Origin of the sequence: Winogradskyella thalassocola, assembly GCF_900099995.1 — a bacterium.
GTDB classification, from domain to species: Bacteria; Bacteroidota; Bacteroidia; order Flavobacteriales; family Flavobacteriaceae; genus Winogradskyella; species Winogradskyella thalassocola.
Map to the genome: position 1 here is coordinate 1194184 of NZ_FNCZ01000001.1, position 14442 is coordinate 1208625.

Below are 14442 nucleotides of genomic sequence, written 5' to 3' on the forward strand. Positions count from 1 at the left end.
AATATAAAGGCGTTTCTTATCGCTAAATTGAAAGATCATTTTCAATGCCTCATAATTCTATAACGCACAAACGTGAAAAAGCATTTATACAATATAATAAAGTCATTAGTTAAGCTAGAAAGTAATATTGCTTTTTATCCTTCAATCATTAGTCTTTTTGGGATGCTTTTCGCGTTCTTTATGATTTATTTAGAGAGCATAGGTATTTCTAAATACCTCGTTGAGCATGCACCAATTTTAGTCGTTAATAATGCCGAAACAGCAAGAAGCTTATTAACCACATTTGTTGCCGGATTAATCTCAATAATGGTGTTTAGTTTTTCATTGGTGATGATTTTACTAAATCAGGCGTCTAGTAACTTTTCACCGAGATTGCTTCCGGGATTGATATCTAACAGAAGACATCAAATTATTTTAGGAATCTATAATTCTACCTTACTCTACTGCATTTTTACATTAGTTTCCATAACTCCTCAAGGTGATAAATACCAATTACCTGGTTTTTCGGTACTATTGAGTATTGTTTTTATGACGCTAAGTTTAGGGGCTTTTATTTATTTTATTCATTCTATTTCACAGGAAATTCAAGTGAATACAATAATGGATAAAATCTTCAAAAAATCGAAAGCACGATTAGATAAGTTGATTGAAGCCGAAAAGCATCTTGATATTGAGTTTGAAGACACCTCGAATTGGAAAGAAGTTATGGCCGATTCAACAGGCTATATGCAAGATGTGAGCTTAAATTCTTTAGCCGATTTAGCAGAAGAACATCAATTGAAGATTGAAATTGTCCCTATTAAAGGAGCGTATGTTTTAAAAGGTATTCCAATTTTAAAATATAAAGGTGACAACGATGATGACCTAGAAAAAAAGTTAGCTGAAGCCATAACGTTTTCTAATAGCGAACTTATAGAAGATAATTATGTGCTTGCTTTTAAACAGATAACCGAAATTGCGCTAAAAGCAATGTCGCCAGGTATTAATGATCCCGGAACCTGTATTAATTGCATCGATTATCTTACCGAATTATTCGCATTACGAATGACTAAGAAGAATAAAAGTTATTATTTCAGTGAAGATGAAACCGCACTTATATTTATTAATACGGTTAGTTTTGAGCAGTTGCTTTATAATGTAATGGCATCACTTAGAACCTATTGCAAACACGATATTATTATTGTACAGAAGCTATTTTTAATGCTGCAATATTTACTTCAAAATAGTAATGTGTTAAACGAAAACTATAGCAAAGTTGTGGTTAAAGAAATAAAAAACCTTAAAAAGGACGCCTTAGATAATCATAAAAACGAAGCCGATATTATTGTTATACAATCTTGTATTAAAAGGCTACAACAGGTTAACGCCTCAGAATATGACATTTAAAAGTTAATTCAAACTAAAAGAATAGATATAGCCTCCTTCAAAATCTTTTCTTTCATCTGTAATGATAATCGTAGAGTCGGTTTTAAAACAGATGCCTTCTTTTTGAGAATTGTGATCAAATTTATGTTCAGTTACATCTCCAGAGAAAAAATCATCACGCTCAAAATTTGTGATTTCCCATAATTTATCATGATTTAAGAGTATCACTGTTTTGCCATTGTCGCTAATATCGGCTGAGGTGATTTTATTATTTTTACCATTAAATTTATATTCCGAATGTAATTCTGCGACCTGCTTTCCTATGCTATTCTTAACTTTTAAAACACTGAATGTTTTGTTCTCTTTACTAAAAATGTAAAAGGAGTTATTGTAAATAAAAAAGGATTCAAAATCTTCAGGCTTTTGGTCTTCGGGAAGTGTAAATTCAATGATTTCAGCAACGGCTGAATCAGTATTTAAATCGTCGTGATTTACTTTGTAGATTTTAAATGTTTTCTGCTTTTTATTATTGTTTCCAAAATCACCTATGTAGATGTTGCCTTCACGATCCGAAGTTAAATCCTCCCAGTCTTTATTTTTGGCATTGCTGATAAGAATGTTTCTGGCGATGTGCCCTTTTTTGTCTAATCCGATGAGGTTATTTCTATTTCCAGCATCTTGAATGACCCACACGATATCGGAATCTTTGCCTATTTCGGCAGCAGACACTTCCTTTAATTCGTTAATAATGCGCGACTCAATTTTTAATTGTCCTATAGATTGACAAGAACTCACAATAAATATTAGAAATATTAGTCTTTTGATGTATATCATTGTAATTTTATCCTTTGACTCAAAGTAGTATTAGTCATTAATAAACACAAATAAAAACTCACAAAATCTTCTTAATAAAACGGTTTGAATAAGCAGAAAGATATTATAATTATTGGAGGTGGAGCTGCAGGTTTTTTTGCAGCAATTAATATTGCAGAACGGCATCCGGAATTGTCTGTGGCCATCTTTGAACGTGGAAAAGAAGGTTTGCAGAAAGTGAAAATTTCAGGCGGTGGACGTTGCAATGTAACACATGCCGAATTTATACCTTCAGAACTGGTGCAGAATTACCCAAGAGGAGAAAAAGAACTTTTGGGGCCTTTTCATAGTTTTATGACAGGCGATACGATTGCTTGGTTTGAAGAACGAGGTGTAGAATTAAAGATTGAGGATGACGGTCGGATGTTTCCGGTTTCAAATTCATCGCAAACGATTATAGATTGTTTTTTAAATGAAGCTGAAAAACATAATGTAGACGTGCTTTATAATCATTCTGTAAAGACATTAAAAGCATTAGAAAATGAGTTTATCATTGAAACTTCTCAAGGAGATTTTCAATCTAAAAAACTATTAATTGCCACCGGAAGTAATCCTAAGGTTTGGAAACTTCTAGAAGATTTAGGACATACCATTATCAACCCTGTACCATCCCTTTTTACCTTTGATATTAAGGATAATCGTATTAAGGATATTCCTGGTGTGGTGGCTAAAAATGTAGAAATTAAAGTGGTCGGTACCGATTTGGAATCTCACGGACCATTACTAGTTACACATGTTGGGATGAGTGCACCGGCCATTTTAAAACTCTCTGCGTTTGGAGCTGTTGAATTGGCGAAAATGAATTATAATTTTAAGATTGAAATTAATTTCATCCAATTAGATTTTGAATCTTGTTTAGATCAACTGAAAAACTTCAAGCAAGAATTTGCAAAAAAGACAGTCGTTAAATTAACCCAATTCGATTTACCAAAACGGCTTTGGAAACAATTGGTTTTAGCTTCAGATATAAGTGAAACAATGCGATGGGCAGATCTTAACAAGCAACAGTTAGAGGCATTCGCTAATCAGTTAACGCGTGCTGTTTTTCAAGTCACAGGAAAAAGTACGTTTAAAGAAGAATTTGTGACGGCTGGAGGTATTGACTTAAAAGAAGTAAATTTTAAAACTTTTGAAAGCAAGCGTATTCCTAATCTGTATTTTGCAGGTGAAGTTATAAACGTAGATGCCGTTACAGGTGGTTTTAACTTTCAGAATGCATGGACTAGTGCTTATATTGCTTCAGCATCAATAATTTTGCAGTAGTTGTCATTACTACCACTGTAAGAAGTGATAATGGCTTTAAAATCTTCGAAAATATAAGGTTTAGTAATAATTTGATCGATTCCTGATGCTTCTGCTCTTAAAGAAATTTCATTAGAATTTAACGCTGTAAGTGCTAAAATAGGGATTGTGGTATTGAACATTCTAATGTGCTTAGTCACGTCATAACCATCCATATCTGGCATGTTAATGTCCATTAAAACCAAATCAAAATCTTTTGCCTTCACTAAAGATATCGCTTCTTTGCCATTAGAGATTGTTTGACAGCTATAGCCTTCTATTTTTTCGATATTCTTTTTAGTAATCAATAAGTTTATCTTATTATCATCTACGACTAAAATGCGCATGTCTCTGTGTGGTTTAACAGATATGATGCCTTGGCTTTCTTCATTTGTAGCAAGTGTAAAGGTAATTTCAAAGAAAAAACAGGTGCCTTCGTTTGGTGTTGAAACAAAATCGATATCTGAATCATGGCTTTTTAATAAGGTTTTTACGATGTATAATCCTAAACCAGAACCACTACTGTTTTTATTTAAAAACGTCTTATTTTCAAAAGCACTAAACACAATAGACCTATGTTCTTCTTTAATTCCTATACCAGTATCTTTAACTTCAAAACGCAGTGTAATATTCTTAGTGTCTCGCTTTTTTTCAAAAACATTTATAGTAATGCTTCCCGTTTTTGTATATCGAATAGCATTGTAAGCCAAGTTTATTAATATTTGACTAAAGGCCACTTTGTCAACTAAGATAAATTCTTGGTCATCAGATTTGTCAATATGAACTTTAAGCTCTAAGCCTTTATTTTTTGCGGCTACAGCAACGGTACTCATAACATGATTAACAATTTTTGCCATTTTACCAGGCTTTAATCGAAGATTTTTCTTTTCAAATTTTAAACGATTTGCTTGAAGAATATTATCTATTAAAATAGACAAATAATTACTAGATGATATTAATGAATCTAAATAAGATTGCTTTTTAGTGTCATCGCTCTCTTGGTCTATAAGTGTTGCTAAGCCGCTAATGCCATATATTGGAGTTCGTAATTCGTGACTTAGAATTGAGAAAAACTCAAGTCGATCTTTATCAATGGCAATAAGTTTAGAATTAGAGGCTTTTAAAGCGTCATTTATAAGAAGAATATTTCTTTTTGCCTTAAAATAAAAATAGAAAATAGTTAATGTAATAAGTAGTAATGTGCTGACTATGATTGTGCTAATTAGAAATGTTTGAGAATTCTTTGCTTCTTTTTTTTGTATTTCTTTGGTGAGGTTTAATTTTTGCTCTGCATCTATAATTTTATAAACTAAGTCACCATTTCTATTGTTCTTATTTTCAATATTTGCGAGGGCGTCGTATTTATAATTGTCAGATTTTAAAATGTATTTATTTGCAGAATCTAAATCTTTCTTAGCATAAGTATAATATAAATATTTATAATAATTGAATGTTGCTAGTTTTCTATAAGAGTTAATATCTGTGTTTAATGCAGCTTTTAACTTCTCATCACTTAAAGAAAATAAGAGGTTGTAGTTTTTGGGATTTGTTTGGTCTATCTTAATCTGTGCAAGTGCATTGTAATATTTGAAAGATTGTATTAAATTTTGCTTTAAGTTTTCTGTATGATATTCTTTAGAAATATTTAAGGTTGAAAAATCGGTATTATTTAAGAGTTCTAAACCCATATTCGACATTTCTAATAAACTCTTATTGTTGAAATTATAGTAATCTCGTTTTACTTTGTTTTCCAAATTTATAAAGTAAATTTCACTATTTAAAGATTTTGAAAGTAGCTGAGCTTTTGGGTAAATACTATCAAACTTAGTGTAATTTTTTTCTTGAGTATATGAGTTTATCAATCCAGATAGAACAAGGTCTTGTCCTTTCTTATTGTTTAGCGAATCGTAGATATGTAATGATTTTTCAAGATAACTTTCGGCTTTCTTAAAATTAGACATTTTTGTTAAAACATTTCCTAAAGCATTATAGGATTTTGCTAGTGTGGTCTTTAAATTATATTTTTTTGAAAAACTTATCGCATCATTAAGAAGAATTGTAGCCTTGTATAGACTATCGTTTTTAACTAATAAATCCAGTTTGTAACTGTCAAAAGTACAAGCTGCAGTGTTATCATTAGCTACAAGCTTTTCTTGGGCATTTATGTAATGCCAGTTAAAAAATAAGAACGCAAATAATACAATTACAGCGTTTGATTTGGGAAAACACATGTATTTAAGGGGATTAATGTCACAAAACTAAACTTTTTACAAGATGAAACAACATTTAATCGGTTTTATTTGCGCTTTAAAGAGTTGGAGATTGCGAACAAATGCTTGGTTTTATGCTGCTGTTTTGAGTTAATGTTCTTGTCGTTAGTTATTTAGGTTGTGATTTGCTTGGAGGCGTGTTTTAACTATATTTACATCTGATAATAACTTAGATTTATTAAATGCAAACCTATATCGCACTTTTACGAGGAATAAATGTTGGTGGACACAAAAAAGTGCCAATGGCGGAGCTAAGAGAATTATTGGTAAAATCAGGGTTGATAAACGTAAAAACCTATATTCAAAGCGGAAATGTTATTTTTAAATCTTCAATTAGGGATTCAAAAGATTTAGAAACTAATATTCAAAAACTCATTTTAAAACAGTTTGGTTTTGAGGTACCTGTTTTGGTAAAAACTAGAGAGGAGTTATCCCTTATTTATAATAATTGTCCTTTTACAGATGATAAGAAAGCGGAAAGTTATTATGTGATGTTAAGTGAAATACCACGTCAAATTTTAGTAGAAGAGGCCACACAAAAAACGTATCCCGATGACGAGTATATAATTCTTAACGATTGTATTTACTTGTATTGTACTAAAGGTTACGGACAATCAAAATTCAACTTAAATTTCTTCGAACGAAAACTTAACGTCAATGCTACAGCAAGAAATTATAAAACAATGGTAAAACTCTTATCTTTGTCGGATATTTAAAATGCAATGACAGCACAAGACTTTATTCTTAAATCTTATCATACCAATATTGAAAATGGTTCTGTAAAATGGGAATCACCAAGTAACATTGCTTTGGTGAAATATTGGGGAAAAAAGAAAGATCAAATTCCAGAAAACCCATCGATTAGCTTTACGCTTTCAGATTGTAAAACAATTACAGAAATTACTTTTACTAAAAAAGAACGTACAGGTTTTAGTTTCGATATCTATTTCGAAGGTGAAAAAAATGAAGCCTTTAAGCCTAAAATTCAAACCTTTTTTGAGCGTATTGAAATTTATATGCCTTTTTTAAAGGATTATCATTTTAAAATTGAAACATCAAATACGTTTCCACATAGCTCAGGAATCGCTTCTTCAGCGTCTGGTATGAGTGCGATTGCTTTATGTTTAATGAGTATTGAACGATCGCTTAGCTTAGTTGAAGTAACAGACGAGGTCTTCAATCAAAAAGCATCATTTCTTGCACGTTTAGGATCAGGAAGTGCTTGTAGAAGTATCGAAGGAGAACTTGTGGTTTGGGGAAAAAATGAAAGTATTGAAGCGAGTTCAGATTTATATGGAGTAAAATTTGAAGGAGAGGTACATTCAAATTTTAAAAATTATCAAGACACTATTTTGTTAGTTGATAAAGGTGAAAAACAAGTAAGTAGTACCGTTGGGCATCAACTAATGTATGGTCATCCGTTTGCGAAAGAACGCTTTTCTCAAGCACATGATAATTTAGCAAAACTGAAAACAATTTTAGCTTCTGGTGATTTAAATGAATTTGTGAAAATTGTAGAAAGTGAAGCCTTAACGCTTCATGCTATGATGATGACGAGTATGCCGTATTTCATATTAATGAAGCCAAATACTTTAGAAATCATTAATAAGATTTGGGCTTATAGACAAAAAACAGATTCAAAAGTTTGTTTTACGCTCGATGCAGGAGCCAATGTTCATGTTTTATATCCGGAAAACGAAAAAGAATCTATTTTAGAATTTATTAAGAATGAATTGGTTAGCTATTGTCAAAATGGACACTACATTTGTGATCAAATTGGACTTGGCGCCAACCAAATAGAATTTTAATACGTATATTTGTTAAAGAAATTGCTATCAATACATGAAGGGACCACTATTTTATTCTAAGATACTTCTATTTGGAGAATACGGAATCATTAAAGATTCTAAAGGTTTATCTATTCCTTATAACTTTTATAATGGAGCACTTAAGAAGGATGAAAATCCTAATGAAGAAGCCCTGAAATCTAACGAAAGCTTAAAGCGTTTTACTACGTATTTAAAGGGTTTGGATAAGGATTTAGTTGTTTTTAATAGCAATAGATTACAAAAAGATGTTGATGCTGGTATGTATTTCGATTCTTCAATTCCACAAGGGTATGGAGTAGGAAGTAGTGGAGCATTAGTAGCTGCTATTTATGATAAATACGCCAGTGATAAAATTACTGTTTTAGAAAATTTAACGCGTGAAAAACTATTACGATTAAAATCTATTTTTTCTGAAATGGAATCTTTTTTCCATGGTAAATCTTCAGGTTTAGATCCTTTGAATAGCTATTTAAGTCTTCCGATTTTAATTAATTCTAAAGATAATATTGAAGCTACTGGTATTCCTTCTCAAAAAGCAGAGGGAAAAGGAGCTGTGTTTTTATTAGACAGTGGTATTGTAGGAGAAACGGCACCAATGGTTAGTATTTTTATGGAAAGCATGAAAAATGAAGGCTTCCGTAGTATGCTTAAAGACCAATTTATCAAACATACGGATGCTTGTGTAGATGATTTCTTAAAAGGTGATATGAAATCACTATTTAAAAATACCAAGCAACTATCTAAGGTTGTTTTGAATAACTTTAAACCGATGATTCCAACTCAGTTTCATGAGTTATGGAAAAAAGGATTAGATACTAATGAATATTACTTAAAACTTTGTGGTTCTGGTGGAGGAGGTTATATCTTAGGATTTACTGAAAACATAGACATAGCAATAGAAGCCCTTAAAGGTCAGAAGTTAGAGGTTGTTTATAACTTCTAATTTTTTGGTTTTGTAATTTGAGCTTAAACAGAATGTTGTTCCAGAATTTTACATATTTAAAATAATGTTATCAAGACGGCAGAAACACATTCTTCTAAAATTTTTCAGCCTATTTTCTGTAGTTAGAGGTTATAATATTTTAGTGGTTGTAATTGCGCAATATTTAGCTTCAGTTTATATTTTTGCACATGATAAGCCTGTTAAATCTGTTCTTTTAGACCTTAACCTTTTAATGCTTGTTTTAGCGTCTTCCGCAACTATAGCAGGTGGGTATATCATTAATAACTTTTACGATTCCGAGAAAGACTTAATCAATAAGCCTAGAAAAACAATGCTAGATCGTTTGGTGAGCCAAAACACAAAACTATCTTTTTATTTTGTTTTAAATTTCTTAGCAGTGGTATTTGCCAGTTATGTATCTTTTAAAGCCGTTGTATTTTTTTCGTTATATATTTTTGCGATATGGTTTTATTCACATCGCTTAAAAAAACAACCTATAATTGGTAATATGGTGTCTGCCATATTAACGGTAACTCCGTTTTTTGCTATTTTTATTTATTATCAAAATTTTGAAACCGTTGTTTTTGCTCATGGTTTATTTCTGTTTTTGCTAATTTCTATGCGTGAACTCACTAAGGATTTAGAGAATTTAAAAGGTGATTTAGCCCTCAATTACAGGACGATTCCGGTTGTTTATGGGGAAAAGGTATCTAAGTTAATGCTTACGATTGTGGCCGTTTTTACCATTGTTTCTGCAATTATGCTTATTCTGTTTTTTAAGATAGGTCATATGTATTATTTCTTTTATCTCAGTATTGCCTTGTTGCTACTTTATCTCATTATTCTACTGAAATCGAATAAGAAAAACCATTATCTTATTCTTCATAATATTCTAAAATTTATCATTGTGGTTGGTGTGTTTTCAATTCTTTTAATTGATGCTTCTATAGTTTTAAATCGAATTTAAAAGCAAGACGTACTGTTTTTTAGGGAATTGCAAAATTAAGGTGTTAAACATCTTAAATAATTAAGCACTAGATATAAACAATTGTTTACCTTTGCAAAAAATTGGAACATGACCAAACATCAAGATAGCAAGGGAAAAGGGAAGACTTCAGGAAGAGGAAATGCTAATAGTAAGACGAACAGTTTTACGAAAGGAAGCGCTCCTTTTAAAAAGAATACACAACCTGCAAAGAAGACATCGCAACCATCAAGATCATCTAATCCAGATGAGATGCGTTTAAATAAATACATAGCCAACAGTGGTATGTGTTCACGTCGCGAAGCAGACGAGAATATAGCCATTGGTTTAGTTATGGTAAACGGTAAAGTAATTACCGAAATGGGGTACAAAGTAAAACGCACAGACGAAGTTCGTTTTGATGGACAACGCATTACGCCAGAACTTCCTGTTTATATTTTATTAAACAAGCCAAAAGGGTTTGCTACAACTACAGCAGAAGGTAAAGGTAGAACGGTTATGGATTTAGTTGCCAATGCTACTAGTGCTAATATTAAACCGATTGGTCGTTTAGGTCGAAATTCTTTAGGTTTACTTTTGTTTACTAATGATGATATAGTAGTTCAGAAATTCACAAATTCTAAAAGTGGAGTTGCTCGATTATTTCAGGTAGAATTAGATAAAAATCTAAAATTTGAAGATTTAAAAAAGATTCAAGAAGGTTTTAAAGTAGAAGGCAAATTAGTTGCTGTAGAGGAGATAAGCTACATCCAAGGTGAATCTAAAAACCAAGTAGGTATCAAAATTAAAAATACAGGTAACACAATTCTACGTACAATATTTGAAGAACTTAACTACGATATTGTAAAAATTGATTGCGTAGCGATTGGTCATTTAACAAAAAAAGACATTCCTCGCGGTCATTGGAAGCATCTTACTGAGCAAGAGGTAAATACCTTGAAAATGCTGTAGCCATTGAGCTAATCGCTAATTGCAATAAATCTTAAGATTTACCGTTCGTCGAATAAATGATTCATTTTGTCGACTGGTTATTTGTTTTTTCTATATTGGCACCCCAAATAGATTAAAAATAACCTACTTATGAAAAATGTAAAACTCATTTTTGTGCTTTTACTTATGGTAAATTGTACAACGGATTCCTCTGAGGTACTAGAAACGCAAGACGATTTCGGTCCACAAATGCTTAGTTGTGTCGATGATTTGCCTCAAGTTAAAATAACTAACAACGGCACACTTACTTTCGATATTGCTGTTTATGGGCAAGATTATAGCGAATTGCATGCGGAGAATTTAGATACAACTGCAGAAAGCGATTGGTTAGAACTGTCTAGCAATGATATTTTTATTGTGGCGTCTAATGATGATGTTGACGGTCAAAAAATTCAATTAAATATTTTTCCATGTGAAAGTGTTGAAGTGGAGGTTGACGAAAACAACATTTTACTTATTTCCGGAGAGTAATTATCAACATTACAATACCAGTAATTAGCTTTTTACTTTAACCGTATAGGTTGAAATTAAGTCGTCATTTATAAAAAAATGGACATCGTAAAAACCTAAGGTTTTAAATTGATATTCTATAATTAGTGACGTTTTATTTAGTGACGTTGCGTGTGGTTTTGTTTTCCAAGTATTAAACCCATTGTCAATTTGAAGGGTGATATCTTTAATTCTGACAGAGGGTTTAACTTGGTATTCAAAAGTAATTTTATCAAAAGGTATAATAGTGTGATGCATTTTTTTTGGTAAAACATGACGATTTAGATATGTGTAAGCGTTTCCATAAATTACTGGCGATGCTAAAAAGCTCTTAAAAGAAGGAATGGTTTTATCTAATAACCACCATTTTTCTTCAACAGGAAAATGATTCACTGCAAAAAGTTTAGGATTGGTTAAAAAAAAGCCATCGTTATACTGAAATGTAAACCGATTGGTTTTAGGATCTGGAATACCACTTGCCCATGTAGGATCGCACAAATACCATTTGTTATTTAGTTTTACGGCGTTCCAAGAGTGGTTTGGTTGGTCTAATTTTTCGAGGTCAGTTGTACTTACGCGTCCGTAACCTTGTACTATTTCGCAGTCAATGTGAGCTAGTTGTGCAAGTTCTTTAACTAAATACGCATAGCCCGTGCAAATCGTACTTTGGTCTTTTAGAAGCTTATTAAAAAGCTTTTTTCTGAAATCGTCGTTCCAATTTTTAAGCTTTAGACTATCATTTTTAAAGCGCTCAGTTTTGCGTTTATGTTTTAAATACAAGCTGTAATTATTAGATATGTTGTTACATACCCAACGGTAAATTGCTCTAAAACGTTCTGCATCTGTATCTAAAGTAGAGGTTAGTTGAAACGCTAATTGAGGTAAATTATAAAGCCCTTCATTTTTATAAACTAATGCAATACTATCTGATTTTTTAAAATCAAGATGATCAAAATCAGAGATTTGAGCATACGTCTGAGTTACAAATATAAAGGGCAGTATAAAAAGGAAAATTTTCAAAAAAGAATAATTAATTTTTACGCTTAGATTTATAAGGTTTTGCTGAATCTAATGCACCACTCATTTCAATTAAATCTTCAGTCAGCTTTAAAGTAATAAATGTGGTGTCGTCTTTAATTTCTACTTTTTGAGTAACGTATCCTAAATAACTAAATAGTAAAACATCACCAGTTTTTAACTTCTTTGGGAAGGTGAATTCACCTTTTTCATTAGTTACTGTACCATTTTTAGTGCCGTATTGGATAACGTTTACACCTTCTAAACTTGTTGTTTCATCACTAACAACACCTTTAATTGTTTTTTCGTTTACGGTAACTTGGGTTGTTGTAACGGTGTTGTTTTGTCCATAGATTGGGTTAAACGCTAAAAGTGTCAGCGTCATAATACCTATAAAACTAAGTGATTTGTAGGTTTGTTTCCATTGTAATTTTAAAATTGACTTCATAATATAGATTGTTTTGTTTACATCAAATCTATCAGTAAATCTTACAAGTTAATAATAGTTTTGAGTAATCGCAATGCTTGGGTTAGTTAACTAATGGTTTTAATTAGGGAAGTTTATAAATGCTATAAATGACTGAAGGTCTTATTGGTTAAAAAAAAATAAAAAAAGTTTCCTGTGTCAAAAAAAAAATTACATTTGTAACGAAAATTGGAGTCAATTAATAAATTATAATTCCAATTTTTAGCTGAACAATTGAAACATGTTTTTATGTTCGGGTTCTTGAAAATTAGGAAGTCATATTCAAGAGCCGCTTATAGATTAAGTAACCGAATTTTAGAGCTAACTTCCGCTTCTGCGATTGCTGCTAGTCAGCATATTTACGGTTTTGTACCTACTACACAAAGCCAGATTCAGGTATGATATAACGTAACCTTAACACTTTTTACGCTTATATTTTTTAATTTACACTTGAATATTTAATTTACAACATGAATAATAAATATATTGATCTAATCGATCAATCCTTTCACTTTCCACAAGACGAATTTAAACTTGAGGACAAAGAGCTGCATTTCCATGATATAGACCTAATGAAATTGGTTGAAGAACATGGAGTACCTTTAAAATTCACCTATTTACCACAAATTTCTAATAACATACAACGTGCAAAAACGTGGTTTGCGGACGCCTTTAAAAAGCATGATTACAAAGGCAAATACAACTATTGCTATTGTACTAAAAGTTCACACTTTAAGCATGTTTTAGATGAAGCTTTAACTAATAATATTCATATTGAAACCTCTTCAGCTTTTGATATTGATATTGTGAAGGCATTGAAAAAAGAAGGTAAAATTACAGATAAAACGTTTGTACTAAGTAACGGTTTTAAACGCGAACAATATATTACCAATATTGCCGAACTTATCAATGGTGGTCATAAAAATTGTATTCCTATTATAGATAATTATGAGGAAATCGATTTGCTATCAGAAGAAATTGATGGAAAATTTCAAGTTGGTATCAGAATCGCTTCAGAAGAGGAGCCTAAGTTTGAGTTTTACACGTCGCGTTTAGGAATTGGGTATAAAAATATTGTACCTTTTTATAAAAATCAAATTCAAGATAATAAAAAAGTAAAGCTTAAGATGCTTCATTTCTTTATCAATACAGGGATTAGAGATAATGCGTATTATTGGAATGAATTGCACAAATGTTTAAAGGTATATACGGCTTTAAAGAGAATTTGTCCAACTTTAGATAGTTTAAATATCGGTGGAGGCTTTCCGATTAAAAACTCATTAGCTTTTGATTTTGATTATGCCTATATGGTTGATGAAATCGTGAATCAAATTAAATTGGTTTGTGAGGAAGAAGAGGTAGATACACCAAACATTTTTACAGAATTTGGAAGTTTTACTGTTGGTGAAAGTGGAGGAGCATTGTACAAAATCTTATACCAAAAGCAACAGAATGATCGTGAAAAATGGAACATGATTAATTCATCTTTTATTACAACGTTGCCAGATACTTGGGCTATAAATAAACGCTTTATAATGTTGCCTATTAACCGATGGAATGATAATTACGAACGTGTACTTTTAGGAGGTTTAACTTGTGATAGTGATGATTACTACAATAGTGAACAACATACTAACGCTATCTATTTACCTAAATATAATAAGGATAAACCGTTATATATTGGGTTTTTCAATACTGGAGCTTATCAAGAAACCATTGGTGGTTTTGGTGGCTTGCAGCATTGCTTAATTCCAACACCAAAACATATTTTAATTCAGAAAGATGCCGACGGTAATCTACACACTAAAGTTTTTGCAGAACAGCAAAAAAGTGAAAATCTGTTAGGTATTTTGGGCTATGAGCCAGAAACTAAGGTCGAAAAGACTAAGTCTAATTCGATTTCAAAATAAAAAATTTAAATTAAATTTCTAATT

The 14442-nt window shown here is 31.4% G+C and carries 13 protein-coding genes; 9 read left to right on the plus strand and 4 right to left on the minus strand.

Annotated elements, in window-relative coordinates; translation table 11 throughout:
• The first annotated feature begins 72 nt into the window (after nucleotides 1-72).
• A complete protein-coding gene (locus BLT80_RS04935) occupies nucleotides 73-1386 on the plus strand; it encodes a DUF2254 domain-containing protein (protein WP_245710112.1) in 1314 nt (437 codons plus the stop codon).
• Between the two features lie 3 nt (nucleotides 1387-1389).
• Here BLT80_RS04935 and BLT80_RS04940 read toward each other — a convergent pair whose 3' ends face one another.
• Nucleotides 1390-2199, minus strand: coding sequence for a hypothetical protein (locus BLT80_RS04940; RefSeq protein WP_092466453.1), 810 nt, complete (start codon nucleotides 2197-2199; stop codon nucleotides 1390-1392).
• 84 nt (nucleotides 2200-2283) lie between these two features.
• Here BLT80_RS04940 and BLT80_RS04945 point away from each other — a divergent pair, with 84 nt between their 5' ends.
• On the plus strand, nucleotides 2284-3501 hold the full coding sequence (locus BLT80_RS04945; protein ID WP_092466454.1) for a BaiN/RdsA family NAD(P)/FAD-dependent oxidoreductase: 1218 nt from the start codon (nucleotides 2284-2286) through the stop codon (nucleotides 3499-3501).
• Here BLT80_RS04945 and BLT80_RS04950 read toward each other — a convergent pair.
• Nucleotides 3468-5750: a response regulator gene (locus tag BLT80_RS04950; RefSeq protein ID WP_092466455.1), complete on the minus strand. Its 2283-nt coding sequence runs from the start codon at nucleotides 5748-5750 to the stop codon at nucleotides 3468-3470. The two genes, BLT80_RS04945 and BLT80_RS04950, sit on opposite strands and share 34 nt — an antisense overlap.
• A gap of 221 nt (nucleotides 5751-5971) precedes the next feature.
• Between BLT80_RS04950 and BLT80_RS04955 the strand changes: the two genes are divergently transcribed.
• From BLT80_RS04955 to BLT80_RS04980, 6 genes are all read left to right on the plus strand, one after another.
• Nucleotides 5972-6505 carry a DUF1697 domain-containing protein gene (locus BLT80_RS04955; protein ID WP_092466456.1) on the plus strand — a complete coding sequence of 178 codons (534 nt, stop codon included), beginning with the start codon at nucleotides 5972-5974 and terminating at the stop codon, nucleotides 6503-6505.
• Nucleotides 6506-6511: 6 nt separating this feature from the next.
• Entirely contained in the window at nucleotides 6512-7597 is a 1086-nt protein-coding gene (gene mvaD / locus BLT80_RS04960) for a diphosphomevalonate decarboxylase (protein WP_092466457.1), read from the plus strand.
• A gap of 34 nt (nucleotides 7598-7631) precedes the next feature.
• Nucleotides 7632-8561 (plus strand): mevalonate kinase family protein, encoded by a 930-nt coding sequence (locus BLT80_RS04965; protein WP_092466458.1) that lies wholly within the window; start codon nucleotides 7632-7634, stop codon nucleotides 8559-8561.
• Nucleotides 8562-8625: 64 nt separating this feature from the next.
• Nucleotides 8626-9528, plus strand: a complete 903-nt coding sequence (locus BLT80_RS04970) for a geranylgeranylglycerol-phosphate geranylgeranyltransferase (protein WP_092466459.1) — start codon at nucleotides 8626-8628, stop codon at nucleotides 9526-9528.
• Between the two features lie 108 nt (nucleotides 9529-9636).
• Nucleotides 9637-10497, plus strand: a complete 861-nt coding sequence (locus BLT80_RS04975) for a pseudouridine synthase (RefSeq protein WP_092466460.1) — start codon at nucleotides 9637-9639, stop codon at nucleotides 10495-10497.
• 129 nt (nucleotides 10498-10626) lie between these two features.
• Complete coding sequence (locus BLT80_RS04980; RefSeq protein WP_139181014.1) at nucleotides 10627-11007, plus strand: alpha-crystallin domain-containing protein; 381 nt, start codon at nucleotides 10627-10629, stop codon at nucleotides 11005-11007.
• 24 nt (nucleotides 11008-11031) lie between these two features.
• Here BLT80_RS04980 and BLT80_RS04985 read toward each other — a convergent pair whose 3' ends face one another.
• Both BLT80_RS04985 and BLT80_RS04990 read right to left on the minus strand, forming a co-directional pair.
• Nucleotides 11032-12045 (minus strand): transglutaminase domain-containing protein, encoded by a 1014-nt coding sequence (locus tag BLT80_RS04985; RefSeq protein ID WP_092466462.1) that lies wholly within the window; start codon nucleotides 12043-12045, stop codon nucleotides 11032-11034.
• A 10-nt stretch (nucleotides 12046-12055) separates the two neighbouring features.
• A complete protein-coding gene (locus BLT80_RS04990; RefSeq protein WP_092466463.1) occupies nucleotides 12056-12490 on the minus strand; it encodes a carboxypeptidase-like regulatory domain-containing protein in 435 nt (144 codons plus the stop codon).
• Between the two features lie 488 nt (nucleotides 12491-12978).
• Between BLT80_RS04990 and BLT80_RS04995 the strand changes: the two genes are divergently transcribed.
• Nucleotides 12979-14418, plus strand: coding sequence for an arginine decarboxylase (locus BLT80_RS04995; protein WP_092466464.1), 1440 nt, complete (start codon nucleotides 12979-12981; stop codon nucleotides 14416-14418).
• The last annotated feature ends 24 nt before the right edge of the window (nucleotides 14419-14442 follow it).